The organism is Bacillus sp. LUNF1, assembly GCF_011008975.1.
GTDB lineage: Bacteria > Bacillota > Bacilli > Bacillales > Bacillaceae > Bacillus > Bacillus velezensis.
In genome coordinates, this window is the sequence record NZ_CP048876.1 from 199,313 (window position 1) to 224,485 (window position 25,173).

The 25,173-nt window shown below is 42.7% G+C and carries 25 protein-coding genes and 2 pseudogenes; 22 read left to right on the forward strand and 5 right to left on the reverse strand.

Features of this window, described 5'->3' with window-relative positions:
- Positions 1 to 302 precede the first annotated feature (302 nt).
- From glmS to G4O42_RS01155, 3 genes are all read left to right on the forward strand, one after another.
- Complete coding sequence (gene glmS, locus G4O42_RS01145) at positions 303 to 2,105, forward strand: glutamine--fructose-6-phosphate transaminase (isomerizing) (RefSeq protein ID WP_032872648.1); 1,803 nt, start codon at positions 303 to 305, stop codon at positions 2,103 to 2,105.
- 381 nt (positions 2,106 to 2,486) lie between these two features.
- On the forward strand, positions 2,487 to 3,359 hold the full coding sequence (locus G4O42_RS01150; protein WP_029326108.1) for an ABC transporter ATP-binding protein: 873 nt from the start codon (positions 2,487 to 2,489) through the stop codon (positions 3,357 to 3,359).
- The gene (locus tag G4O42_RS01155) at positions 3,337 to 3,990 is read left to right on the forward strand and encodes an ABC-2 transporter permease (protein WP_032872650.1); all 654 of its coding nucleotides are present in this window, start codon (positions 3,337 to 3,339) and stop codon (positions 3,988 to 3,990) included. Before G4O42_RS01150 ends, G4O42_RS01155 begins: the two co-directional genes overlap by 23 nt.
- Before the next feature lie 117 nt (positions 3,991 to 4,107).
- Here G4O42_RS01155 and G4O42_RS19840 read toward each other — a convergent pair.
- Positions 4,108 to 4,369 (reverse strand): annotated as a pseudogene (locus G4O42_RS19840) (hypothetical protein); the annotation flags it as partial.
- Positions 4,370 to 4,629: 260 nt separating this feature from the next.
- Here G4O42_RS19840 and G4O42_RS01165 point away from each other — a divergent pair.
- The 6 genes and pseudogenes from G4O42_RS01165 to G4O42_RS01190 all read left to right on the forward strand — a co-directional run.
- The gene (locus G4O42_RS01165; RefSeq protein WP_007609089.1) at positions 4,630 to 5,313 is read left to right on the forward strand and encodes a response regulator transcription factor; all 684 of its coding nucleotides are present in this window, start codon (positions 4,630 to 4,632) and stop codon (positions 5,311 to 5,313) included.
- Positions 5,310 to 6,332 (forward strand): sensor histidine kinase, encoded by a 1,023-nt coding sequence (locus G4O42_RS01170; protein WP_032872652.1) that lies wholly within the window; start codon positions 5,310 to 5,312, stop codon positions 6,330 to 6,332. The genes G4O42_RS01165 and G4O42_RS01170 overlap by 4 nt, the downstream gene beginning before the upstream one ends.
- A gap of 820 nt (positions 6,333 to 7,152) precedes the next feature.
- Positions 7,153 to 7,917: an ABC transporter ATP-binding protein gene (locus G4O42_RS01175; protein WP_007408973.1), complete on the forward strand. Its 765-nt coding sequence runs from the start codon at positions 7,153 to 7,155 to the stop codon at positions 7,915 to 7,917.
- Positions 7,904 to 9,832 carry an FtsX-like permease family protein gene (locus tag G4O42_RS01180; RefSeq protein ID WP_032872654.1) on the forward strand — a complete coding sequence of 643 codons (1,929 nt, stop codon included), beginning with the start codon at positions 7,904 to 7,906 and terminating at the stop codon, positions 9,830 to 9,832. Before G4O42_RS01175 ends, G4O42_RS01180 begins: the two co-directional genes overlap by 14 nt.
- 51 nt (positions 9,833 to 9,883) lie before the next feature.
- Positions 9,884 to 10,168, forward strand: a complete 285-nt coding sequence (locus G4O42_RS01185; protein WP_032872656.1) for a hypothetical protein — start codon at positions 9,884 to 9,886, stop codon at positions 10,166 to 10,168.
- 86 nt (positions 10,169 to 10,254) lie between these two features.
- Positions 10,255 to 10,501 (forward strand): annotated as a pseudogene (locus G4O42_RS01190) (DUF4885 family protein); the annotation flags it as partial.
- 52 nt (positions 10,502 to 10,553) lie between these two features.
- Here the strand turns inward: G4O42_RS01190 and G4O42_RS01195 are convergent.
- The 3 genes from G4O42_RS01195 to G4O42_RS01205 all read right to left on the reverse strand — a co-directional run bounded on the left by G4O42_RS01195 (position 10,554) and on the right by G4O42_RS01205 (position 12,575).
- Positions 10,554 to 11,399, reverse strand: a complete 846-nt coding sequence (locus G4O42_RS01195; RefSeq protein ID WP_007609098.1) for an aldo/keto reductase — start codon at positions 11,397 to 11,399, stop codon at positions 10,554 to 10,556.
- Between the two features lie 109 nt (positions 11,400 to 11,508).
- A complete protein-coding gene (locus G4O42_RS01200; RefSeq protein WP_032872658.1) occupies positions 11,509 to 12,201 on the reverse strand; it encodes an LrgB family protein in 693 nt (230 codons plus the stop codon).
- Entirely contained in the window at positions 12,171 to 12,575 is a 405-nt protein-coding gene (locus tag G4O42_RS01205) for a CidA/LrgA family holin-like protein (RefSeq protein ID WP_003156751.1), read from the reverse strand. Before G4O42_RS01205 ends, G4O42_RS01200 begins: the two co-directional genes overlap by 31 nt.
- Before the next feature lie 194 nt (positions 12,576 to 12,769).
- Here G4O42_RS01205 and G4O42_RS01210 point away from each other — a divergent pair, with 194 nt between their 5' ends.
- The 12 genes from G4O42_RS01210 to G4O42_RS01265 all read left to right on the forward strand — a co-directional run bounded on the left by G4O42_RS01210 (position 12,770) and on the right by G4O42_RS01265 (position 22,931).
- Positions 12,770 to 13,201, forward strand: a complete 432-nt coding sequence (locus G4O42_RS01210) for a MarR family winged helix-turn-helix transcriptional regulator (protein WP_003156749.1) — start codon at positions 12,770 to 12,772, stop codon at positions 13,199 to 13,201.
- A gap of 425 nt (positions 13,202 to 13,626) precedes the next feature.
- Positions 13,627 to 15,012 carry an amino acid permease gene (locus G4O42_RS01215; protein ID WP_003156747.1) on the forward strand — a complete coding sequence of 462 codons (1,386 nt, stop codon included), beginning with the start codon at positions 13,627 to 13,629 and terminating at the stop codon, positions 15,010 to 15,012.
- A gap of 92 nt (positions 15,013 to 15,104) precedes the next feature.
- Positions 15,105 to 15,818, forward strand: a complete 714-nt coding sequence (locus G4O42_RS01220) for a YjjG family noncanonical pyrimidine nucleotidase (RefSeq protein WP_032872660.1) — start codon at positions 15,105 to 15,107, stop codon at positions 15,816 to 15,818.
- 10 nt (positions 15,819 to 15,828) lie between these two features.
- Positions 15,829 to 16,959, forward strand: a complete 1,131-nt coding sequence (locus G4O42_RS01225) for a sensor histidine kinase (RefSeq protein ID WP_032872662.1) — start codon at positions 15,829 to 15,831, stop codon at positions 16,957 to 16,959.
- 4 nt (positions 16,960 to 16,963) lie between these two features.
- The gene (locus G4O42_RS01230) at positions 16,964 to 17,608 is read left to right on the forward strand and encodes a response regulator (RefSeq protein WP_032872664.1); all 645 of its coding nucleotides are present in this window, start codon (positions 16,964 to 16,966) and stop codon (positions 17,606 to 17,608) included.
- A gap of 141 nt (positions 17,609 to 17,749) precedes the next feature.
- Positions 17,750 to 18,685: an ABC transporter ATP-binding protein gene (locus tag G4O42_RS01235; protein ID WP_032872665.1), complete on the forward strand. Its 936-nt coding sequence runs from the start codon at positions 17,750 to 17,752 to the stop codon at positions 18,683 to 18,685.
- A gap of 9 nt (positions 18,686 to 18,694) precedes the next feature.
- On the forward strand, positions 18,695 to 19,882 hold the full coding sequence (locus G4O42_RS01240; RefSeq protein WP_032872667.1) for an ABC transporter permease: 1,188 nt from the start codon (positions 18,695 to 18,697) through the stop codon (positions 19,880 to 19,882).
- Positions 19,879 to 21,021, forward strand: coding sequence for an ABC transporter permease (locus G4O42_RS01245; protein WP_032872669.1), 1,143 nt, complete (start codon positions 19,879 to 19,881; stop codon positions 21,019 to 21,021). The genes G4O42_RS01240 and G4O42_RS01245 overlap by 4 nt, the downstream gene beginning before the upstream one ends.
- Positions 21,022 to 21,034: 13 nt before the next feature.
- Entirely contained in the window at positions 21,035 to 21,214 is a 180-nt protein-coding gene (locus G4O42_RS01250; protein WP_011996242.1) for a hypothetical protein, read from the forward strand.
- A 103-nt stretch (positions 21,215 to 21,317) separates the two neighbouring features.
- Complete coding sequence (locus G4O42_RS01255; RefSeq protein WP_032872671.1) at positions 21,318 to 21,794, forward strand: DUF4879 domain-containing protein; 477 nt, start codon at positions 21,318 to 21,320, stop codon at positions 21,792 to 21,794.
- Between the two features lie 80 nt (positions 21,795 to 21,874).
- On the forward strand, positions 21,875 to 22,123 hold the full coding sequence (locus G4O42_RS01260) for a sigma-G-dependent sporulation-specific acid-soluble spore protein CsgA (RefSeq protein WP_032872819.1): 249 nt from the start codon (positions 21,875 to 21,877) through the stop codon (positions 22,121 to 22,123).
- 109 nt (positions 22,124 to 22,232) lie between these two features.
- Entirely contained in the window at positions 22,233 to 22,931 is a 699-nt protein-coding gene (locus G4O42_RS01265; RefSeq protein WP_032872674.1) for a YqeB family protein, read from the forward strand.
- 44 nt (positions 22,932 to 22,975) lie between these two features.
- Here the strand turns inward: G4O42_RS01265 and G4O42_RS01270 are convergent, their stop codons facing one another.
- On the reverse strand, positions 22,976 to 23,236 hold the full coding sequence (locus G4O42_RS01270) for a hypothetical protein (RefSeq protein WP_003156732.1): 261 nt from the start codon (positions 23,234 to 23,236) through the stop codon (positions 22,976 to 22,978).
- 185 nt (positions 23,237 to 23,421) lie between these two features.
- On the opposite strand from G4O42_RS01270, the gene G4O42_RS01275 reads away from it, so the two are divergent.
- On the forward strand, positions 23,422 to 25,041 hold the full coding sequence (locus G4O42_RS01275) for a glutamate/serine transporter AimA (protein ID WP_007609126.1): 1,620 nt from the start codon (positions 23,422 to 23,424) through the stop codon (positions 25,039 to 25,041).
- The last annotated feature ends 132 nt before the right edge of the window (positions 25,042 to 25,173 follow it).

Below are 25,173 nucleotides of genomic sequence, written 5' to 3' on the forward strand. Positions count from 1 at the left end.
TTTGTTTTTCACTTGCAGGAAAGGCGGGATTGTTTGCATCTTTTATAATTACAGCGCCCGAACTAAGCGCCCGAAAAACGGCTTAGTTGACGAGGATGGAGGTTATCGAATTTTCGGCGGATGCCTCCCGGCTGATTCATTTAGATCACAGCCGTAAGGATTTCTTCAAACCGGAGGGGCGACTCTCCGAACAAAGAGAAATCACATGATCTTCCAAAAAAACATGTGGGAGGGGACGATTGAAAGTCCCCTTGTAATTTGACTTTCTTCGTCTCCTTTTGCACCTTTAGGAGGAAGAAAATATGTGTGGAATTGTAGGTTATATCGGTCAGCTTGATGCGAAAGAGATTTTGTTAAAAGGATTAGAGAAGCTTGAGTACCGCGGTTATGACTCTGCCGGTATTGCTGTGGCGAATGAGCAGGGCGTGCATGTGTACAAAGAAAAAGGCCGCATCGCCGACCTTCGTGAAGTGGTGGATCACACGGTTGAATCTCAAGCGGGAATCGGCCATACACGCTGGGCGACTCACGGCGAACCAAGCTTCCTGAACGCTCACCCGCATCAAAGCGCACTCGGCCGCTTTACACTTGTTCATAACGGTGTGATCGAGAACTATGTTCAGCTGAAGCGCGAATACCTTGAAAACGTTGAACTGAAAAGCGACACGGACACTGAAGTAGTCGTTCAAATGATCGAGCAATTTGTGGCGGGAGGACTTAGCACAGAAGAAGCGTTCCGCAAAACACTGACTCTGTTAAAAGGTTCTTACGCAATTGCATTATTTGACGGTGAAAACACAGACACCATTTACGTTGCAAAAAACAAAAGCCCTCTGTTAATCGGTCTTGGAGATACGTTTAACGTCGTGGCATCTGACGCGATGGCTATGCTTCAAGTAACGAATGAATACGTTGAGCTTTTGGACAAAGAAATGGTGATCGTGACAAAAGACGAAGCCGTGATTAAAAACCTTGACGGTGAAGTCATGACACGTGCGTCTTATATTGCTGAGCTTGACGCCAGTGATATCGAAAAAGGCACATACCCTCACTACATGTTAAAAGAAACGGATGAGCAGCCGCTTGTTATGCGCAAAATCATCCAAACGTATCAGGACGAAAACGGCAGACTGGCCGTGGCCGGCGATGTCGCTGACGCCGTGGCGGAAGCGGACCGCATTTATATCGTGGCTTGCGGAACGAGCTACCATGCCGGTCTTGTCGGGAAACAATATATTGAAATGTGGGCAAACGTACCGGTTGAAGTGCATGTAGCGAGTGAATTCTCTTACAACATGCCGCTTCTGTCTAAGAAGCCGCTCTTTATCTTCCTTTCTCAAAGCGGAGAAACAGCGGACAGCCGCGCCGTGCTTGTTCAAGTCAAAGCGCTGGGTCACAAAGCGCTGACAATTACAAACGTTCCGGGATCAACGCTTTCTCGTGAAGCGGATTACACATTGCTTCTGCACGCAGGCCCTGAGATCGCTGTTGCATCAACAAAAGCGTATACGGCTCAGATTGCCGTCCTCGCGATCGTTGCGTCCGTTGCAGCAGAATGCAACGGCGTTGATATCGGTTTTGATTTGGTCAAAGAATTAGGTATTGCGGCAAACGCCATGGAAGCCCTCTGCGACCAGAAGGACGAAATGGAAATGATCGCACGTGAGTACCTGACTGTTTCAAGAAACGCTTTCTTCATCGGCCGCGGCCTTGACTACTTCGTGTGTGTCGAAGGTGCCCTGAAGCTGAAAGAGATTTCTTACATCCAGGCGGAAGGCTTCGCCGGCGGCGAGCTGAAGCATGGAACAATCGCTCTGATTGAAGAAGGAACACCGGTCTTTGCGCTTGCGACACAAGAACACGTCAACCTGAGCATCCGCGGAAACGTGAAGGAAGTCGCGGCCCGCGGCGCCAACACTTGCATCATCTCGCTGAAAGGCTTAGAAGACGCAGACGACAGATTCATCCTGCCGGAAGTCAACCCTGCGCTTGCTCCGCTGGTTTCTGTTGTGCCATTGCAGCTGATCGCTTACTATGCGGCACTGCACCGCGGCTGTGACGTTGACAAACCGCGCAACCTTGCGAAGAGTGTTACGGTGGAATAATATATTTAACCCCTTTGGTTATTAGCCAGAGGGGTTTTTTAATGCGGAAATGAGAAATACATACTCTTTGCGATTGTAAAGAAATCCCCTTTTATATATTGAAAAGGATTAACACCTGCTTTATAATACGAGATGCATTCCGGTTAAAACCTCATCGGAAAGTAATCACCTCCAGCAATTTTCATCATGAATATCCATTATATAAATGTAATCAATCGATTACACATCCACATTATGCTTATGACTTTAAAATCCCTGTTGTATTTGCCGGCTCCTGCCTCTTTATGAATACCTCGACTAGATATAAAAATCACAACATTTTTGCAATAATCCGGTTCAATTCTCAAAAAAAGTCCTGACAGCAATGATAGGAGTGGAATGATGTCAAACCTTTTAGAAATCAGAAACATCAGCAAATCTTTTGGTCATAAAGCTGTTTTAAAGGATGTTACATTCAATGTGCCTGCCGGATCAATTGTCGGTTTTATCGGTGATAACGGCGCAGGCAAGTCAACAACATTTAAAACGATATTAGGATTAATCTCTCAGGATAGAGGTAAAGTGAAAATCTTTGGTAAAGAGAATTTGGATAAACATATAAAGTTCAAAGAAGATATTGGGGTCGTATTTGATGCGATGAATCTTCCTGCGCACCTTACGATAAAGCAGCTGAATCATGTATTTAAGAAACTATTCGGTGCTTGGGACCAAGATCATTTTTACCGGTTGGTTCATTCTTTCTCTTTACCTATGGACAAAAAAGTGAATACATTCTCGCGCGGCATGTCAATGAAGTTATCCGTAGCTGTTGCTTTGTCGCATAATGCAAAATTATTACTTCTGGATGAAGCAACGGGAGGACTTGATCCCTCTTCAAGAGATGACCTGTTAAATGAATTAAAAAGCTTTGTGAGTAAAAGCAACGGCGGTATTTTACTTTCATCGCACATTATGACTGATGTCGAGAAGATAGCCAGCCATATCATTATTATGAAAGATGGCGAAATTTTATTAAATGAAGAGAAAGATAAGGTTCTTGAAAGCTATACTGTTATAGACGTTGATGAGGGCCGATTGGCTGAGCTTGACGAAGATATCGTTCTAGCAAAAAGGAATCATGGATCTTATTGGAGTGTGCTTGTATCGGATCAACAGAAATTGCCGAATGGCGTAACGGCCAACACCCTTTCCATAGAAGAAATCAGCGTCTTTTTAACGAGGAGTGAAAACATTGAGAGGTCTGTTACTGACTAACTATTACTTGGTTTATCGGAGTTTCTTTGCATACACGGGGTTGGCCATATTGGTATCAGCAGTCATTTTTTATTTTGGGGATGCTTCAATGCATCGTTTTGTTGCAATGCTGATTATTTTGTTTGTCGTTATGCCCGCCCTTGAGGTTATAAAGTATGAGAGCAAGTCTGGCTATGACAGGTATGTCCTGACTTTACCGGTCAGCAGAACAAATATTGTTCAAAGTCACTATGTCTTTTATCTTTTGGTTGTTGTGATCGGAGCTGTAATATCTTATGGTATTTTCCTTGTATACAGCCTGGGTTCTGATGAACCAATTGACGGCATATTTAATATTGTCTCTTTTGGAACGTTCATCGTTCTCTTTGCCGGTGCAATCGTTTATCCTCTTCTCTACATGATAGGCCCGGAAAAGTCTGATGCTATCGTGATTGGAGGGGCAATGGGGGGACTTTTTGCTACCTTTGGATTACAAAGTGTCGTTGGGTATGTAGCAGAACAAGTACCTCTGTCATTTTTGCATATAAATCCTTCTTTATATGTTCCGATTATATATCTCTTGATCGGCGTTATCTTATATATCATTTCATTTTTCATTGCCGCAGCTATATATCATAAAAAAGAATTTTAGCAGCGTGTTTAATGATTTTATGCTGTGACAACAGGATAAGGCATGGCATGGGCTCTCATTAATTCACTTTAACTCCAAGCAGACAGCCGCCCGCACAATAGGCGGCTGTTCTTCTAATTAAAACTGCGTTGTCACATCGTACTCATAATCAATCTTTAATTTCACATTTTTCATAGTCGATTTTGCTGTTTGCGAGTGCTCGGTGCCACACTTTATTCTCTTCTGACATTATGCAATGTCTTGTGTTTCCTTGGCTTGGTGTTTGAGTCGCGGCGGTATTGATTCTTTTCACTTTGGCGTCTTTTGGAATGCTTGTTTGTTTGGTTAAGTCGAGCCTGAGAACGGTTGAATCTGATCCATTCGGACTGAGGCTTGTATTTATAATTGGGAAGACTTTACTGAGAGAGCAGTGCATTATTATAATGGATTCGGGGAACATGGTGAAATGCTTTCAAAGGGTTATTTATCAGGAAATACGGCATTAATTAATAATATATTTAAAAAACAGAAGAACATTCATTACCTTATAAAGGAATGTAACATTTAACACAGGAGGGAATTGATTTTCTCTTCCTTCCTGTTTTATTTTTAAATAATCCTTGAGAGCATGGTGAGCTATTTTTATAAGAAGGTGAGAAATTGGATAATATATATAAATTGCTGATTATAGAAGACGATAAGGATATGGCTAAGGCGTTACAAAATTTACTTGTTAAATGGAATTTTGAAACTGTTATATGCGGAGATTTTGATAATATTTTGTCAATATATGAAAAAGAAGAGCCTCACATCATATTATTGGACATCAATATTCCTTCATTTGATGGTTTTTATTGGTGTAAGAAAATAAGAGAAGTTTCAAGTGTCCCAATTATTTTTTGCTCGTCTAGAAACAGTAATATGGATATTGTCATGGCTATTAACAATGGCGGGGATGATTATATTCAAAAACCATTTGACAGCCATGTATTGGTGGCGAAATTACAAGCAATTATAAGGAGAACTTATGAGTACATAACAGCAGAATCTCATCTAATCGAATCTAATAATGTGATATTAAACCTTAACGATGCAAAAATATACTTCCAAGATCAGAGTTTAGAGCTTACAAAGAATGAATTTAAAATTCTAAAAACGTTAATGGAAAACAAAGGGAAAGTTGTTTCGCGGGATAATTTAATGAGACAGCTTTGGAATGATGATATTTACGTAAACGAAAATACGTTGACAGTAAATATAAATAGATTAAGGAATAGATTAGAGGGGATTAATGTTGATGACTTTATTTTAACAAAAAAAGGAATGGGATATATAATTCAATGAAATTAATTGATTATGTGAAAAATCATATATTATGGATTTTATGCAGTGCACTTATTCTGGTTGTAATCAATGGGATTTTGTTTGCGAGTACCTCTATTCATCAAAGTTATATAGACATTTTTTATATGGATTTGTTGATTGTCTTTATTCTACTGATCAACATTTTCTATGGATTCATCAAGGCAAAAAAGAAATACGAAGTTGTGTTTAATAGTTCTATCGAAACTTTAGAAAAAAACAAAGTTAGAAATGATTATTTTATAGATATGCTTATAAAAGTCTCCAAAAAGCAACAAAATAAATTTTTGAAAGCAGAAGAAGATTATAAAAACGGTATTAACGAAATTCAGGACTATACTACTCAATGGGTTCATGACATAAAAGTTAATATAGCTGTGTGTGAACTGCTACTGGATGAGATTAACTCAGAAAGCAGCAGAGAGCTGCGTAATCAAATTGAACGAATTAAATTTAGGATTAATCACATTTTACATGTGACAAGAGCTAATCACTACGATCAAGACATTTTAGCGGGAGTAGTAGATGTATGTCATATTTTAAGAAGTGCAATAAAAGAAAATGCTCTTTTTTTTATTAATAAAAACATTGAGATTGAGACTAATTTAAAACCATTTAGTGTTATCAGTGATGAACGTTGGATCTATTATATTTTTGGTCAAATTCTTAATAATAGCAGTAAATATACACCTGAGGGGGGAACGCTGACTATTACAACTAAAGAAGAGAAACAAGCCTATTATATAATGATTAAAGATAATGGAATTGGTATTTCAAAAGAGGGTTTATCTAGGATATTCGATAAAGGCTTTACAGGTAAAAATGGTAAGGTAGGAACGAAATCTACAGGGATGGGTTTATATTATGCTAAAAAAATGGCTGATAGACTAAGTATAGGAATTGAGGTAGACAGCGTAGAGGGTGAATATACTGAATTTCACATTATATTTTATAAACTATCCGATTATTATAAAGTGGCAAATGAAGCAATAAGTAATTAGTTAAAAACAGGGGATAATCTAATGAGAAGAAAGGCTAAAATATTTTGTATTCCATTTGCAGTGGGTCATCGATAGTTTATTCTAAGTGGAAAAAATTCATGGATCCACTTGTTGAGGTAAATGAAGTAGAGTTGGCTGGCAGAGGAAGAAGATTGAAAGACCCTCAATAGACAATATGGAAGAAATGGTTGAGGATATATATAATTCTATTAAGAATAATATAACTGAACCTTTTGCCTATTTTCGAACATAGTATGGGTGAACTGCTTACATATGAGCTTTGTCACAAATTTCGAAATGAAATCCTGCCCTCGTGCCTATTTGTCTCCGTAGAAAAGCTCCTCAATTGAAGGGAAGAAAACAACTAATACACAGCTTGCCAAAAAATGATTTTAAAATTAGATGGTACAGATAATTTATTTTTAAGAAACAAGGAGTTAGAAGATATTTTCTTGCCGATTTTGAGAACTGAGTTAAGTCAATAGAAACCTATGAATTTAATCCTAAAAACAATTTAGTGAATTATGATTTTTCTGTTTTTTATGAGTAGACGATAAGACTGTTGATTTTGAAGAATTATCTTTTTGGAGAAAAGTAATAGGGAGCGGTGCCGCTCCCTATATCTGCTTAAAAACCTCACATACTGATTATCCATGGTTTTGTACAAAAGTCCTCTAACCCATCACCAAACCTAACATGAATGTCACATTCACTTTTAGAAATGTAACCTTAATCGATAGTAGCGTTTTGTGCTCTAAATTATAATACAACTATAAGAATCAATGTCCTACGCATAATCAGATTTTATGGGGGTTTATAGATGAATAAGATCGTAGAGGTATCAAACGTAATAAAGGAGTATGGTGAAATTGGCAGTACCTTTCGAGCGCTTAAGGAGGTAAGCTTAAATATCAACAAAGGAGAATTTGTTGGTATAATGGGTCCTTCAGGCTCAGGTAAGACCACATTGTTAAATATTATGTCTACTATTGACAAAGCTACTTTAGGAGAAGTTTTAATCGATGGTAAAAGAATAGATTATTACAAGGATGAGGACCTTGCAAAATTCAGGAGAGACACAATCGGATTTGTCTTCCAAGCTTTTAATTTATTAGACAATATGACAATTAGAGATAACATTGCTCTGCCTCTTGCACTAAACAATGTAAAACACAAAATCATTCTAAAAAAAATTGATGAACTAACTGAGCTCTTAGGAATTTCAAATCAGTTAGATAAGTATCCATATGAATTGTCAGGCGGTCAAAAGCAAAGAGTAGCTATTTGTCGTGCGTTAATTACCTCTCCAAAGGTTATTTTTGCAGACGAACCAACAGGGGCTCTTGACTCTAAGTCATCCTCAGAGGTTCTAGAATGTTTTAAAAATATTAACAAAACCATAGGAACAACCATCATCATGGTAACCCATGATGCAAACGCAGCAAGTTATTGTAATAGGGTTATGTTCTTAAAGGACGGTAAATTACACGGAAGACTAGACAGCAGCGGAGATAAAAAGGAATTATTTAAGAAAGTGTTAAACATGCTTGCCGTAATGGGAGGATCGGAAAATGAACTCCTTTAAAATTGCCTTTAAGCTTTTGAAGAATAATTTAAAAATATATGGATTATATTTTGTGGTTTTAGTTGTAACTGTGGCAACTTACTACAATTTTACTGCTATACAGTACAATGAAGTGTTTGTCCAATTAACTGAAAGGTTTCAATCAGCTGTAGTGGCAAGTGCAACATCTGGCTTTGTTCTAATTTGCACAGTGGTCTTTTTTATGTGGCATGCCAATGGATTCTTTTTAAAACAACGTCAAAAAGAAACCGGGTTATACATGCTAATGGGAATAAGTACTTCTAAAATTGGAAGAGTATTCGCAATTGAAAGTATTCTAATAGGCAGTTTGTCTCTATTAATGGGTTTATTGATCGGGATATTATTCTCGAAATTGTTCTTAATGTTATTAAGTAAGTCCATGACACTGGGTGGTGAAATTCCTTTTAGTATATCTGCACAAGCCATCATTCAGCTTATTATTGTGTTCGGGACCATCTTTGTAATGCTGGGAATGAAAAACTATAGAGTTGTGAAAAAAACACAACTAATTAATATGTTGAATGCTTCGAAAGCAAAGCCCTCACCTCCAAAATATAATTATACAAAGGGTTTTACAGGTTTAGTATTAATTGCTGCAGGCTATATAGTTGCACTAAACTTTAAGCAATGGGATTTGGATTTATTGCTTTCTGCGATGGGAATCTTGGTCTTGGTCAGCACGGGGACTTATCTGTTTTTTGGAAGTTCTCTGACTATAATTTTAGGGAAGTTAACAAATTCAAAAAAAATTATTTATAAAGATGTAAGGTTAGTCAGTATAAGTAATACTTTCTTTAGACAAAAAGTTAATTATAGAAGTTTAGCGATGACGGCTATTTTAACAGCAGCTACCGTAACTGCATTCAATGTAAGCATTTCGTTCAAACAGTTTGAAGCAAATTATGACATCACAGCCTCCCCATACAGTTTAAGTTTTGAAAGCAATTCTGAAGATGTCAAAGATAAAGTCAAAGGAGTGATTCGAGAGTCAAAGCATGACTTAATCGGAATCAATAAGATTCACTTTTTTATTGGTAATGTCCAATACGACGATAATAAGCAAAATATTGATCCGAATAACAAAGCTATTATCACTAGTTACTCACAAATAAAGAAAACATTAATATTTTTGGATTATAGTAATAAAGCAAGTATTTTGAATCAAATTAAACCAGAAATTCATGAAATTTCTTTTATTCTAAATGCTGATTCGATAGCTTCACCTATTTATGTTGATGGTAATAAAGTGAGCATTAATAATAATAATTTCCTAGTTTCTAAACATACACAGCTCCCTTTTACAGGGAAAATTAAAAAATATGGTGACAAAAACATTTATGTTTTAAATGACAATGATTATAAAGAATTAAGAAAGAAAAACCAAGAGATTGTATTAAATGGTGTGCGAATTACAGATGAAAAAGAAAGTAGGGAAGTGGTTAATAGAATCAAGGAAGTTGTACCAGGTGGAGATTTGAATGTAAATGGAAAGAATCAAAGCTTTACATGGGAGTATTATGCTTTAGGTCAATTTTTCTTTTTAGGCCTGATTATGTCCCTAGTATTCATACTAGCGACCTTTAGTACAATTTACTTTAAAATTTTAAGTGATGCATTCACTGATAGGGAACAATATTCAATGTTGAAAAAAATTGGTATGAGTAAAAAGGAAGTGCAGAGGTCTGTCTATCTGCAAGTTGGAATTGCATTTTTACTGCCTGTGATTGTGGGGGCCCTTCATAGCATTGTAGCAATGAATATGCTGGAACAGATTATGAATGTAAAATTCACCATTCCAATTCTATGCGGCATCGGATTATTTGTTCTTATAATGGTTGCTTTTTATATAGGACTCTGTAAAAACTATACCAAATTGGTATATGAAGAGCAGTAAAAAAATGAGAAGGATTGTCCAGTAAATTTATAAAGAGAGAGGAGATTTCATATGTCATGGTTAACTAAATGGTCCTTTGCTAATAAAGCTGCTATTACGTTAACATCCATTATTATAATAGCCTGGGGAGTAGTCAGTTATCTTCGTATATTAGTGAAGAAATCAGAGTCGGTCAATCTTGTTTCACAAAGCTTAGCAGTTGTTGTGATTGGAGGTTTGGCAGTAGCAACCATGCTTACCTTAATAGTGATACCATGCGTATATGAAATATTTAATTTTAAAAAATCAAAAATGCAAAGGCGTGAAAAAACATTGAAAGATGATATAACAATTTAAATAAATTTATTGATGTTTTTGGAACAGGGATCAGAACACTTTTCGAAGTCAGCTGTCGGTGATATGACCGGCGGCTGGTTATTTAGTTAGACGTCTATAAGGAAGCGCTGCAGCACGATCCTTTACTGAAACATACGGCGGCAGAAGCGGCCGCCCATTACGGACAGGGGCTCACGAAGCTGCGAGAACGGTTATGATGCCATTCCTGATTTGGTGCTGTCCATTGAGTATAAAAACGGATCTCTGCGTGATGTCGGTCAAAGCAGGCAATACGGATCTGGGGATACAGATTGGCTTTCTGAATGGAAACGGGAGCTGGGTGTGCGTATATAAAATGAGAAAAAAGCTGACAAATGATGACGTCAGCTTTTCTTTATGTGTTTTCTTAAAACTCTTCATACTCCGCTGGGTCTTGGCCGTTTATGCGTCCGTCGGGGCGGGTAAGCGAATCGATAAGTTTCATATCGTTTTCATCAAGGGAGAAATCAAAAACAGAGATGTTTTCAAGCTGGCGCTCGGGCGATGCTGATTTTGGAATCGGGATGGCGCCCAGCTGGATATGCCAGCGTAAAATGACTTGAGAAATGGTTTTGCCGTATTTGTCCGCAATCCGTCCGAGTTTTTGATCGTTCAATACTTCGCCGGCGCGGGATAACGGACTCCATGATTCTGTCACGATGCCCTGTTCTTCGTGCCATTGGCGCTGCTGCTGCTGATTAAAAGCGGGATGCAGTTCAATTTGGTTGATGCCTGGCTTTACGCCGGTTTCACGTTCGAGCCGTTCGATATGCTCAGGCAGGAAATTGCAGACGCCGATGGATCGGATCAGACCCCATTTTTTCGCATCAATCAGTGCCTGCCATGCTTCCGTGTAGCGGTCTTGTTTCGGGTTCGGCCAATGGACGAGATACAGGTCATAGTAGTCCAGACCGGCGCGGTATAAAGATTCTTGGATGGTTTGTACAGCTTTGTCATAGTCATGGTAGCGCCCGGGCAGCTTGGACGTCACGTATAGCTGTTCTCTCGGAACAGAGCTTCTGCGGATGGCTTCTCCGACCGATCCTTCATTTTCATAGTTATAAGCGGTGTCAATCAGACGGTAGCCGATATCAATGGCGCTGGTAATGGCATGAACGCCGTTGTTTCCATTAAGAGCGTATGTACCGAAGCCGATCGCGGGAATGCTTGTCCCATCCAGCAGTTTCTTTTGCGGAATTGCTCCAGTCATCATTAAATCCCTCCTTGTTTTCTACTTTACCATTATTCTTACAAATGAAACGTAATAATGGAAGGAAATGAGATGATCCGCACATGAAAAAGCTGACGGAGAACCGTCAGCTTTAAATTTGAAACATCCATGCTACGACGGGGCCGAAGACCGACCCTAACACGGCGCAGAGCGTCATGGAAACAGAACTCATGGAGACCGTTAATTCTCCGTACTCCATTGCTTTTGAGGTGCCGAGCGCATGGGAAGCGCTTCCGAATGCAATTCCTTTCCCGAGTGAGCTGCGGATGCGGATCCACTTGAGAAGCAGCGGTCCTAAGATAACGCCGGAAAACCCTGCGATCATGACGAACACGACTGTCATGGAAGGGACACCGCCGATACCGGACGCAATCTGTATGGCGACAGGCGTCGTAATTGATTTTGGGATAATTGACAAAATCAAACTCCGGCTGATGCCGAACAGCTCTGCAAATAGCAGGCCGCTGACCATTCCGGAGAATAAACCGGCCAACACGCCGCCGATGATCGGAAACATATACTTGATTAACACCCGGCGCTGCTTATAAAGCGGGTATGCCAAAGCCACCACGGCGGGTCCGAGCAGTGAATTGATCCATTGTCCGCCGATCATATAGTCTTTATACGAAATATGAAAAACAAGCAGCACGGCGATAATGAAAATCGTAGTCGTCAAAACTGGTATGAGAAAGGGATATGGAAAGCGCACATATAATCTCACCATAGCCAGATAGGCGGCGGCCGTGAACAAAATTATAACGATTGCGATACATGCTTGCTGCACTTCTTTTTCTCCTTTCTCTGATTGGCTTTGTGCTCTAACAGCTGGCTGGCGTACCCTGCGGCGATCATTGTGACGATGGTGCTCAGCACGATGATCAGAAACAGAGCAGCCCCGCTGGCGGAAAACAGTGACGGGTAATTGATGACGCCCGTCATGGCCGGAATGAATAAGAGCGGAAGAAAAGACAGCAAAAATCCGGCTCCGTCTTCAATCATTTTGACGGGAATGATCTTAACCGATAAACATATGATCAGCAGGATCAAACCGATGATGCTTCCGGGAATGGGCAGGTGAAAGAACTGCTGAACGGCTCCCCCGATAAAGGAAAATGCGAATAAAATAATGATTTGCAAGATGATGCGTATGACTTTCACGACAATGCTGTTCTTTGGAGAAGAGCAGCTTCCCCCTTTCTTGATGTTTCTATAAGTTTCTTTACTTTTGGCACATATATTTGTACTATACAAATATATGTATGCAAAATATTTCTATATGTTTTCTGAGTAAATGTGCATATGTTTGTATTATACAACTAATGTTGCTGTTGTCAATGTAAGGAGTGAGGCGTTTGTCAAAACAAGATCCGATTGAATTAATTGAATATGAGCTCACCACTTTTATCAGGAGAGCTGTTTATCTTGATAACTCCGACCGTAAAATCGGACATCTGGAAAGGGCTGCGTATTTGTTATTACGGCAGCTGGATGAATTCGGGCCTGCGCGTGTGAAGGAATTGGCCGAATCATTTAAGCTGGATATTTCCACATTGTCACGCCAGGCAGCGGCCTTGGAGTCGAAAGAGCTGATCCAGCGTTTTTCCGATCCTTCTGACGGGCGGGTCAGTCTGTTTGCGATTACGAAGCTTGGCAAACAGAGGTTAAAAGCTGATAAAAAGATGCGTCTTGAGCGGTATCATCGTATGCTTGACGATTGGTCCGGCGATGAAAAAGAAATGTTCGGCCGGCTTTTGCTGCGGCTGAATGAGGCATTTATCGATTAATGCATGATTTTTGCCGGGTTAAGCAGGATTATGGCGTATACAAGGGAGAATGGAAGAGAGTAAGGCTTTACGCCATTCTGCTTAGCAAAAATAATATTGAATAGGGGGCGGAAAACGTTTCTCCTGGGAAATAATGTTTCTCGGAGGCTGCGGCATTTATTATCTCAATATTCATAATTCAATAAAAATGAAAGCGCTTTATTTTTACTCCATTGGTTCAGAGTGTAAGGTGTTTGCCTGAAAAAAACAATTGTATTTTCCACGAAAATTTATTATGATGGAATAAGGAAATTGGAGATTATATAACGATAGGAAGATAGAATATTTCTAATATTGCGGGAAATGAAGATTGAGTTAGGTTCAACAGGTGCACCTTCTGCTTCATTATTTCACATATATCAGAGCTGTTAAGAGGAGGAAGCGAAGTGGCAAACAAAGAATTAAAGAGAGGCTTAGGCGCGCGTCATATACAGATGATTGCGCTGGGCGGCACGATCGGTGTCGGTTTATTCATGGGGTCATCCAGCACGATCGGATGGACAGGGCCGTCTGTCCTGCTGGCTTATGCGATCTCGGGTATCTTTATCTTTTTTATCATGCGTGCGATGGGCGAAATGCTCTATGTAGAGCCGAGTACAGGGTCGTTTGCGACATTCGGCCATAAGTATATACATCCGTTAGCCGGCTATATGACGGCGTGGAGCAACTGGTTTCAATGGGTGATCGTCGGGATGTCTGAAATTATCGCCGTCGGTTCGTATATGAAATATTGGTTTCCTGATCTGCCGGCATGGATTCCCGGCATTATCGCCATGGCCATTCTCGGTGCGGCGAATTTAATTTCAGTAAAATCTTTCGGTGAGTTTGAATTTTGGTTTGCCATGATCAAAATCGTCACCATTATTCTGATGATTGTGGCCGGAATCGGGATTATTTTCTTCGGTTTCGGTAACGGAGGGCATGCGATCGGATTATCTAATTTATGGTCGCACGGCGGTTTCTTTACAAATGGTTTTTCAGGATTTTTCTTTGCTTTGTCTTTGGTTGTTGCGGCCTATCAAGGGGTCGAGCTGATCGGAATTACGGCAGGGGAAGCGAAGGACCCGCAAAAAACGCTGAGAAGCGCGATTCAGAGCATTATCTGGCGGATTTTAATTTTCTACATCGGTGCGATTTTCGTAATCGTTACCGTATATCCGTGGAATGAGCTTCACTCACTCGGCAGTCCGTTTGTTTCGACATTTGCGAAAGTCGGGATTACGGCGGCGGCCGGTTTGATTAACTTTGTTGTGATTACCGCTGCGATGTCCGGATGCAACAGCGGGATATTCAGTGCGGGACGTATGCTTTATACGTTAGGCGTGAACGGACAGGCGCCGAAATTCTTTAAGAAAGTTTCTTCGAGCGGTGTGCCGATATTCGGTACGCTTGCGGTATTAATCGGACTTGTGATCGGTGTCGTGCTGAACTACATCGCGCCTCCGAAAATTTTTGTTTATGTGTACAGCGCGAGTGTGCTGCCGGGAATGATTCCGTGGTTCGTCATTTTAATCAGCCATCTCGGTTTCAGAAGAGCGAAGGGCGCTGAGCTTGATAAGCATCCGTTTAAGATGCCTTTTGCGCCGTTTACAAACTATTTGACGATCGCTTTCTTACTCATGGTATTGATCGGCATGTGGTTTAACAAAGATACGCGGATTTCTTTGGTTGTCGGGGTGATTTTCCTGGCGATTGTGACGGTCAGCTATTATGCGTTCGGTATCGGCAAGCGCATGCCTGGTGAAAAATCGAAAATAGAAGACGCTGTATAATTCAAAAAGACACCTCTCTTACAGGGGTGTCTTTTTCGGCTTGTCCGCGAGTGGTATACTGGTTAAAAAAAGCAGAACCGGGGGAAACATCGATGAGTCATTACCGTACGTTATTATTTGATATAGACAATACGCTGCTGGATTTTACCGCTTCAGAAACCGATGCTCTTCAAAAATTGTTTCAAGGTTCAAAGCTGGAGCTGACGGCAGAGGTGGAAGCCCGTTATAAAGCGTTAAATCAAGGGCTGTGGCAGGCGTTTGAAGAGGGGGAAATGACCCGCGATGAAGTGGTGAATACACGGTTTGCCCTTTTATTTAAAGAATACGGCCTCGAAGCCGACGGCGTGCTGATGAATCAGGCGTACCGCCAATACTTAGAAGAAGGGCACCAGATGATAGACGGAGCTTATGAGCTGATTGAACGGCTGAGTCCTTTATTTGATTTATACATCGTGACGAACGGCGTCTCAAGATCACAATATAAGCGGCTGGGCGACTCCGGTCTGTATCCGTTTTTTAAAGATGTGTTTGTATCTGAGGACACGGGTTTTCAAAAGCCGATGAAGGAATACTTTGATTACGTGTTTGCGAGAATTCCCGGTTTTTCTGCCGGGCACGGGCTTATTATCGGCGATTCATTGAGCGCGGACATAAAAGGCGGTCAGATGGCGGGAATGGATACGTGCTGGTTTAATCCCGGAAAGAAAGCAAATGAGTCCGGGATCATCCCGACGTATGAAATTCATTCGCTTGATGAGCTGTATGATGTGCTGAACGTGGAGCGAAAAGCCGCCGCTCATCTGTAAGGAGAATACGATGAAGATTGCACATACGAAGTTACTGATCAGGGGTTTTGCATTACTATCAATCTTTCATGCGATTCTTCAGCTTCCTCCCGGCCGGGGGGAGCTGAAGGTTTTTTTGTCTGTGCTCGTGATGATGCTGACGGCTAATGACTGCCTGCGGCCGCTATATATGAAGAGAAGGCCTGCTGTATATCAAGGCTCTTTTCTCCTGAGCAACGTTATCGCGGGAGTTCTTTTGTACAATGTCTATAGTGTGGGGACACAGGCCGTAATGGTGCTTTTATTGGCGGAGGTGCTTATTACTGATCAGCAGATTTCGGCTGTTTTGTTAACGGTGAATGCCGCCGCATTTGCCGCAGCTTTATACGCCGGAGGAGCGGGTGTCAGTGATATCGTGCCTCCATACTTCATCATGTTTGCGGTGATTTATTTATATCGGAAAAACCTGCAGGAGAAGTCGAAGGTAGAATTGCTGAACCGAGAGCTGAAAACCGCTAATGACACACTGAAGGAATATTCAGACCGGATTGAGGAACTGGCCGTTACGAAAGAAAGAACAAGAATTGCGCAGGAGCTGCATGATTCGCTCGGTCATTATCTGGCTGCTCTGAAAATGAATTTAGAGTTTGCCGGGAAGACAGCCGGGCATCAGCCGGACAAAGTGAAGCAGATCATTCATAAAGCGCATGATCTTACGAAAGAATCCATTTTAAAGCTTCGCCAGGCGGTTACGCTGCTGCAGGGCTCGTTGTCCGGGCGGGCGTTTGAGCAAGAGCTCCGTGACATTTTCAGTCATTTTCAAGAGGCGGGAGGCATACGCTTCGAGCTGGAGACGGACGCGGCGATAGAAGCGGAACAGCCGGATGTGAAGCATTGTCTTTATCAATCCGTTCAGGAAACGATTACGAATGCGATAAAGCATGGACATGCTTCATATGTTTCTGTCCGGATTCAAAAAAACCGAAACATGATATTGGCGCATATTCATAATAACGGCTCAGCCTGCGGAACGATCATAAAATCAAATGGTCTGAAAGGAATTGAGAAAAGAGCGGCCGCACTTGGCGGAGAGGCTGTTTTCTCTTCCGGGAAGGAAACGGGTTTTGACGTGAAAATAAGGATTCCATGCAAGGAGGAATAATCAAGTGAATGTCATGATTGCAGACGACCAGTCCATTGTGAGAGAGGGGCTGAAAATGATTCTGAGTCTTCACGAAGGAATACAAATATCGGGAGAGGCTTCTTGCGGCGAAGAGGTTCTCCGGCTGCTTTCTCAAACCGAAACCGATGTGATTTTGATGGATATCAGAATGCCCGGTATGGACGGAATCGAAACGACAAAAGCGGTAAAAGCGCGATATCCTTCCGTAAAAGTCATCATTCTGACAACGTTTGAAGATGATCACTATATTTTTGCCGGGCTGAAAAGCGGAGCCGACGGCTATCTCTTGAAGGATGCTGATTCAGATGAAATTACCGCCTCTCTTCAAGCCGTTTATGAAGGGCAGATGATGCTGAATCCCAAAATCACGGTTTCCGTCGTAAAAGCGCTGAACAACATGGAGATCCCTGCGGTGCAGAAAGAGCCGCGGTCAAAGCTGAAGGAGATTCTCACGCCGAGAGAGCTTGATGTGGCGAAACACATTATGGAAGGCAAAAGCAATAAACGCATTGCCGCAGACTTATTTCTGACTGAAGGCACTGTGAAAAACTATGTATCCAGAATCCTCGATAAACTTGAAGTGTCAAACAGAACCGAGCTTACCTTATATTTGCAAAAATTGCTATAACCCCGCTTCACCCTCCTCTCTCCCTTTTTATCACTAAACACATGACGAAAGTAATACCCATATCGAGTACGAAAGTGAATAGAAAACAAGGATTGCCGAGAGTAGAATAAGTGCAGACATGACACAAGGAGTGCTGCACGAATGCTCGAATTAACGGATTTGACAAAGAAGTACGGCGATTTTACCGCTGTCAATCATATATCACTGCGCGTCGAAAAAGGAGAGATATTCGGTCTGCTGGGACCAAACGGCGCCGGTAAATCAACAACGGTGTCGATGATCAGCACCGTGCTCTCACCGACGGGCGGAACAATCTGCATTGACGGAACCTCATTACAGGAGCAGCCTGCGGCCATAAAAAAAGTGATGGGAGTCGTCCCGCAGGAAATCGCTTTATATCAAGCGTTAAGCGCAAAGGATAATCTGGCTTTTTTCGGGAGTCTGTACGGACTGTCCGGTAAGGAACTTTGTAAACGGGTTGATGAAGTGCTGGATATCATCCAATTAAAGGAACAGCGAAACCAAAGGGTATCTGAATTTTCAGGCGGCATGAAAAGACGGGTGAATATCGGGGCCGCGCTAATGAATGAACCGAAACTATTCATTTTAGATGAACCGACCGTCGGAATTGATCCGCAATCCAGACACCACATTCTTGAAACCGTGAAGACGTTAAATCAAGAAAAAGGGATGACCGTCATTTACACGAGTCATTACATGGAAGAGGTCGAATACCTCTGTGAAAAAGCGGCGATCATGGATCACGGCTCAATCATTGCCTGCGGGACGAAAGACGAATTGAAGCAGTCAGCCAAAGCTTCTGATACCCTGATCGTGAATGCAGAGGGGCTGAATGATGATGCCGTTAAAAAAATCCGCCGCATTCCCGGTGTTGCCGAGGCTGCTGTCAGCCAGCAGACCATTACGATGCTCGTCTCTGCGGCAGATCGCAATATCCTTGATATTGCGGATGATATCAGGAAAACCGGTATCACCATTAAGGGCATTCATTTCGAGGAAGCCAATCTGGAAAGCATTTTCCTCCGGCTCACCGGCAAAACGCTGCGGGATTCATAGGGGGGCGTCATGAAAATATTATTCAGGCTGATCTTATTAGATTTTCGGTTATTGGCCGGAGCAAAGTCTTTCTATATAAAACTGATTCTGTTTCCGGCACTGATGATTTTTATTTTAGGAACGGTTTTTCACGGCGATTCGAAAGTGAAGCCATTTCAGACCGCGTTTTATAATGCGGATCACGCGGAGAGTTCTTTGGGCGACGTATTAAAGAATGACGTGCTGAAACAAACTGATCTCATCCGTGTAAAAGACATAGGCAGTTACCAAGAAGGGAAACAGCTTGTCGAAAGCGGCAAAGTCTCCGTTTTTGTATACGTACCGAAAGGCTTTGCAAAAGCGGCAGAACACAATGAAAAAACAAGTATCAAAGTCATCTCGGACCAACAGGGCTCTGTAAACGGAGACATTGTGGAAATGATGGCCGATTCGTTTGTCACCAGAGTAAAAGCGGAGATCAGTGAAGAAAAAGCGGTGCTGAAGAAGTCGGGACATCTGTCAAAGGGAGATGTCAGCAAAATCATCAGCGGCCTTTCGGGTGAACGTGAACAGGCTGTCACCATTCCGAAACAGTCAGCCGGCAATCACGCGGCTCCGATTGATGCGATGCAGTATTATTCAATCGCAATGGTCGTCATGTTTTCCATTATGACCGCGTTTGCGCTCATTCACGGGATAGTGGAAGAGAGACAGCAGCACACGTTATTCAGAATCAAATCAATGTCTGTTTTACGTATCCAGTATGTGGCGGGTAAGCTTTTGGGAATCATGCTTGCCATCCTTATGCAAATGGCTGCCGTCATCATCGCAAGCAGCATCTTGTATCAGGTAAAATGGGGCAATTTGTTTGAAATATTGCTGGTTACGATTGTTTATTCATTTGCGATCGGCAGTATCGTGCTTCTTTGGGGGTTTACTGCAAAAAACCACGAGACCGTCTCAAGCATGGCGGCTCCTATTCTGTATGGCTTCAGTTTTTTAGGCGGAAGCTTTATCGCAAAAGACGGCTTGCCTGACAGTTTGAAAATCGTGCAGGAGCTGATACCGAACGGCAAAGCGATCAACAGCTATGTCAGTGTCACGCAGCATGCCGATCTGAGCGGTATTGCGGCGGATTTGGCAGAGCTTGCCGCCATCGGCGCCGTGTTTTTATGTTTGACCATCTGGGTGTTTAAACGGAAGGAGGCTGTTTCATGACGCAGCTGTTATTCATGATCAGACATCAGCTGAAACTGATGCTGCAAAATAGGGCTGCCATCTTTGCGACGATTTCCGCCCCGCTCCTTCTCACATATTTCTTTTCCTTTTCTGCGGATGGCAGTCAGCAGAAGGAAGTATATGTAGCTGATGAGGATCAGAGCGCCTATTCAGCGCAATTTATGAAAATGATTCAGACAGCCGGCCATATAAAAGTCACGAAGGTCACGGAGGACGTATTAAAAACAAAGGTTAATCATCAGGATATATCCTTTGGATTGCTGATCGGCTCTTATTTTGAAGAGACATTATTTTCCGGAGATGAATTGAACGTTTCATTTATTCAGAATGAAGAAAAGGGTGATGCTGTTTTGACAGAGCAGCTGATTGCGCAGCAGGCGGGCGCGCTGAAAAAAATAGTCCGCGATGCAAAAGTGATATCTCGCACGCTGCACACCGACGGAAAGCAGGCCGCAGCTGATCTCTTGAAGGATATTCAGGGGCATTCCGCCGTCAATGTTGACCGCCATCACGTTTATGAAGGCGGACAGGCAGCCGACAGACTTATCGGATTTTTAGTGATGTTTATCTGGTTCGTTGCAGTCCAAAGCCTGCGATCATTTATAAATGAACAAGAAAATCATACATATGACAGATTGCTGAGCACGCCCGTTTCCTATACGGCATATGCAATCTCTAAGTTTGCGGCGGCGTATCTTTTCGGACTTCTCCATATTATCGTGATCCTCGCTGCCGGAACATTCATGCTGCATATCCGTTTTGCTGATCATGTTTTTGCTGCGGGAGCGGTGCTTGCGGCCTGCTCGTTTGCGCTGACTGCTGTAACGATGGCTGTGATACCGTTCATGAAGAGCCAAAAGCAATTCACGTCGCTTGCTTCCGTTTTTATAGCTGTCACGGGTTTATTGGGAGGGGCTTTCTTCACATTAGACACGGCTCCGGAGTACATGCGGATGCTGTCGTTGTTTACCCCTGAAAAATGGGCGATCGGCGCATTTCAAAACAATGGCGGAGGCAGCATGCAGATAGTGCCGCTGAGCCTGTTTCTTGCTGCCGGTGCAGCGTCATTGGTCTTATCACTTTATATGATAAGCCGTCATATGAAAAAAAACGGTTAGAAGGGTGGCTGCTTTGTATATGGCAGAAATGATCGGAATCATAGAATTGCTCGCGGGAGCCGCAATGAACGTATGGATCGGGAGGCTCGGAAAAACCTTTTTCGGTAAAGATGACAGAAGTTCGAGAGTCGTGTTAAGAATCTGCGGCATCTTTCTCATGATCAACGGCGTTTCAAGAGCGTTTCATATCTAGTTCACAAAGTGTTCCGGACTCTTTTATAAAATGTAATCTTTTTCCTTGTAAATCGTGTAAAATAGTATAGGATTCTACGAAAAGAATAAGAGGGGGAAGAAACATGAAAAAGAGACTCGTTACGCTATTCGCGGCGGCCGTTGCTGTTTTGTTGCTTGTGAGCGGGTTGTGGGCTCCATCAGCGTCTGCGGCGCCGGCTCCTGCTTTAACACAAATCCGTATTATCGGTGTGACGTCTGACGGTCAGAGTTACCAATGGGAAAATATCGGGCCGAACCAAATCAGCGCATCAAAACCGATGAAGGGTACAACGGGTTATTTAGCCGTATATTTCCAAGGGTATCCGAACAATAACACGATCCAGGCGTTTAACAACGGAACGAATATTACAAGTCTTACGTCAAAAGCGCTGGAAGATGAATATACGAAAAACGGCAATATCGTTACAGGCTATATTAAATATTACAGTGTTCCTCTTTCTTATGTCAGTTCAGGAACGTTCTCTTTCTCCGCAACGGGGCTGAACGGGCCGTACACGCCGTTAAGCAGCGGGTTTTTCTCCATTCAGGTACAGAGTTAAAACAGTCGCCCGGTGCTTTCATGTATAGTTTTTCTCTCTTTCCGGGAAGCTATTCCTATAGAAAAGGGAGGGCTTACATGATGGACAGGACACTCGGATATTTGCGCGAGTCGCTTTCGAACCACTTGGAGCATGACGTGTGCCGAGGGATTTATAAAAAGCTTCAGGTGAAGCATTATGCAAATGAGGGCGAGTTTGTGAAAGATCTAAATGATTTGGAAATGGATGTGCTGAATCAGGTGCTTGAAAAGGAAATCAAATATGCTGAGAACGAGCAGGATGAGAAGCGCACGATGGAATTGAATGAAGTATATGAGCTCCTGTTTTAAAAAGCCTCCCGGCGGCCGGGAGGCTTTTTATTGTTTCGGAAACAGTTTACATAATCATCCAAACCTTTGTATAATGGATAGTTGTGAAAAAAACAGACGGAGGAGAAACATGAACGAAATAAAAAAACAGACGGTTCTTGAGTTATCATCGGTTGAAAAAGCTTTAGTTTTTCTGGTGCCGCCATTATTGGGGCTGATCATCGGATGGTTTCTGCCGGTCATTGCGAAATGGGCCGTAACATTGGATTGGCTGCCTGTTATCGGGCCGCTGGAAATGATCGCTTCTTTTCACGGATGGAAGGCTGCGGCTGTCATCGCCGTTATCGGCTTAATCGGGGGATTGTGGCTGACGCGGACTGTTTTTAAAGAATGTCTTACGGCGGTCGTGACGGACAGCGAGGTGTCCTTAACCATATATAATGAAGAAAGCGTGTACTCGAAAGACAGCATTTCCGGTGTGTTTACGGATGAAAAGCATCTTGTCTTATTGGGGACTGAAGGGCAGGAGCTTTTTCGGGAGAAGCTTGAGCCGGCGGTTGAAAAAGCGGCTGATGCGTTTCGCGCGCATGGGTATGTCTGGCTGGGGACGGAAGATCCTTTTAAAGAAGAATATAAACGGTGGGTGCCGGACACGCCGGATTTGGAGCCGGGGGCTAATGCTCTTTTAAAAGCGAGAGAAAAGGCGCTGAAAGAGGAAGAAAAGGCTGACGCGAAAGAGCTGAAAGCGGAAATAACCAAGCTGGGCATTACCGTTCGGGATAAAGGCTCGCGCCAATATTGGCGGTTCTATCAAACGCCGTCTGCATAAAAAAGCTGCCGCCGTTTGATACGGCCGGGCAGCCCGGGAACAGATTATTTCTTCTTGTCATCATAATATTGAACCGGGTACATGGAGCCTTCGGATACCATTTTGTTATCTTCAATATCTTCGGGGTGCGGGTTGCCTGCTTTGTTGACGGGGAATGATTCAATATCCTGCTTCCCGGAGAGCGATGTTTTCATATTGCGGATAAAGTTCATCACCTTTTGGCGGTTTGATTTATCTTTGAGCAGGTAGGAAGTCACTCCGACAGTCGACACGGCAAGTCCTGAAATGAGCAGTTTTTGTTTCACGATAAAAACTCCTTTCTATTTCTGGCTTGCAGTAGTTATTCCCGCTTAACGGCTGTTTAAACATCTGAAGGGTAATTTTGGCTTTCTGCTTTAATGCGATAAAGATTGACAAAACTATTTTCAGAATAATATTATAAATATATGATAGCGCTGGAGTCATATTTTAATTGAAAGGTGTTAACTTTATGAATCAATTACATCGCAGAATGGGAACGTTTGCACTCATGATGGTCGGACTTGGGTCGATGATTGGCTCCGGCTGGTTATTCGGAGCGTGGCGGGCGGCTCAGATTGCGGGACCTGCCGCAATTATTTCCTGGATTATCGGTATGATCGTTATTTTATTTATCGCACTTTCTTACAGTGAATTGGGTTCAATGTTCCCGGAAGCCGGGGGAATGGTAAAATATACTCAATATTCTCATGGATCATTTATTGGATTTATCGCAGGATGGGCAAACTGGATCGCGATTGTTTCCGTTATTCCGGTGGAAGCGGTTGCGTCTGTTCAATATATGAGCTCATGGCCGTGGGAATGGGCAAAATGGACAAGCAATCTCGTTCACAACGGCACTCTTACGGGAGAGGGGCTCGGCTTCGCATCCGTATTACTGATTATTTACTTTTTACTGAATTATTGGACAGTTAACTTGTTTTCAAAAGCGAATTCATTGATTACCATCTTTAAAATTATTATTCCGGGGCTGACAATCGGAGCGCTGCTGTTTACCGGCTTTCACGGCGGAAACTTCACATCCGGTTCAAGCATTGCGCCGAACGGCTGGGCGAGCGTGCTGACGGCGGTGGCCACATCAGGTATCGTATTTGCGTTTAACGGGTTTCAAAGCCCGATTAACATGGCCGGAGAAGCGAAAAATCCCGGCAAATCGATTCCGATTGCGGTTGTCGGTTCGCTGCTGGTCGCAACCGTCATTTACGTCCTATTGCAAATCGCATTTATCGGTGCGGTTGAACCTTCCATGATCGTTCACGGCTGGAGTCACCTGAACTTCAACTCTCCATTTGCCGATTTGGCGATCGCATTGAATATCAACTGGCTTGTCATTATTCTTTATGCGGATGCGTTCGTATCTCCGTCAGGAACGGGTATCACATATACCGCTACGACGTCACGCATGATTTACGGCATGGAAAAAAATAAATATATGCCGAGCATTTTCGGAAAGCTTCATCCGCTGTACGGCGTGCCGCGCCAAGCGATGATTTTCAATCTGATCGTATCGTTTATCTTTCTGTTTTTATTCAGAGGATGGGGCGTGCTTGCTGAAATCATTTCCGTTGCGACGCTGATTTCTTATATCACGGGTCCCGTGACGGTGATGACGCTGCGGCGGACGGCGGGGGATTTATACCGGCCTCTCCGTCTGAAAGGCCTCAGCGTGGTTGCACCGCTCGGCTTCGTGTTCGCGTCTCTCGTGCTGTATTGGGCGCGCTGGCCGTTAACAGGGCAGGTGCTGTTTATCATTTTGATCGGCCTTCCGATTTATTTCTACTACCAAGCGAAAGCGAAGTGGAAAGGATTCCGCAGAAACTTTAAAGGCGGCGTCTGGATGGTTTTCTATCTGCTCAGCATGATGGTCATTTCATGGCTCGGAAGTGAAAAATTCGGCGGTCTGAACATCATTCCGTACGGGTGGGATATGGGGCTGATCGCAATCGTTGCCCTTGCCTTCTATGCGTGGGCGCTGAAGAGCGGCTTCAAGACTGAGTATTTGAAAGACGCCAAAGCAATCAATGATCAATTAAAAGGCGGACAGGCGGAAGCCGCTGCCGGAAAAGAATAGTGATTGATAAAAACCTTGCGGTAAGTTCCCGCAAGGTTTTTTTATCGGGCAAAAAAACATGGGTTCGATACAGACGTGACGATGAATGAGAAAGCCTAACGACAGGCAACCAAGGACAGTATTCTTTTTTTT

What these genes read in the sequence shown, in the direction of transcription:
- glmS (WP_032872648.1), top strand. Translation starts at nt 303, where the DNA reads ATGTGTGGAATTGTAGGTTATATCGGTCAGCTTGATGCGAAAGAGATT.
- G4O42_RS01150 (WP_029326108.1), top strand. Translation starts at nt 2,487, where the DNA reads ATGTCAAACCTTTTAGAAATCAGAAACATCAGCAAATCTTTTGGTCAT.
- G4O42_RS01170 (WP_032872652.1), top strand. Translation starts at nt 5,310, where the DNA reads ATGAAATTAATTGATTATGTGAAAAATCATATATTATGGATTTTATGC.
- G4O42_RS01175 (WP_007408973.1), top strand. Translation starts at nt 7,153, where the DNA reads ATGAATAAGATCGTAGAGGTATCAAACGTAATAAAGGAGTATGGTGAA.
- G4O42_RS01180 (WP_032872654.1), top strand. Translation starts at nt 7,904, where the DNA reads ATGAACTCCTTTAAAATTGCCTTTAAGCTTTTGAAGAATAATTTAAAA.
- G4O42_RS01185 (WP_032872656.1), top strand. Translation starts at nt 9,884, where the DNA reads ATGTCATGGTTAACTAAATGGTCCTTTGCTAATAAAGCTGCTATTACG.
- G4O42_RS01195 (WP_007609098.1), bottom strand. Translation starts at nt 11,399, where the DNA reads ATGATGACTGGAGCAATTCCGCAAAAGAAACTGCTGGATGGGACAAGC.
- G4O42_RS01220 (WP_032872660.1), top strand. Translation starts at nt 15,105, where the DNA reads ATGAGTCATTACCGTACGTTATTATTTGATATAGACAATACGCTGCTG.
- G4O42_RS01225 (WP_032872662.1), top strand. Translation starts at nt 15,829, where the DNA reads ATGAAGATTGCACATACGAAGTTACTGATCAGGGGTTTTGCATTACTA.
- G4O42_RS01235 (WP_032872665.1), top strand. Translation starts at nt 17,750, where the DNA reads ATGCTCGAATTAACGGATTTGACAAAGAAGTACGGCGATTTTACCGCT.
- G4O42_RS01240 (WP_032872667.1), top strand. Translation starts at nt 18,695, where the DNA reads ATGAAAATATTATTCAGGCTGATCTTATTAGATTTTCGGTTATTGGCC.
- G4O42_RS01245 (WP_032872669.1), top strand. Translation starts at nt 19,879, where the DNA reads ATGACGCAGCTGTTATTCATGATCAGACATCAGCTGAAACTGATGCTG.
- G4O42_RS01255 (WP_032872671.1), top strand. Translation starts at nt 21,318, where the DNA reads ATGAAAAAGAGACTCGTTACGCTATTCGCGGCGGCCGTTGCTGTTTTG.
- G4O42_RS01260 (WP_032872819.1), top strand. Translation starts at nt 21,875, where the DNA reads ATGGACAGGACACTCGGATATTTGCGCGAGTCGCTTTCGAACCACTTG.
- G4O42_RS01265 (WP_032872674.1), top strand. Translation starts at nt 22,233, where the DNA reads ATGAACGAAATAAAAAAACAGACGGTTCTTGAGTTATCATCGGTTGAA.
- G4O42_RS01275 (WP_007609126.1), top strand. Translation starts at nt 23,422, where the DNA reads ATGAATCAATTACATCGCAGAATGGGAACGTTTGCACTCATGATGGTC.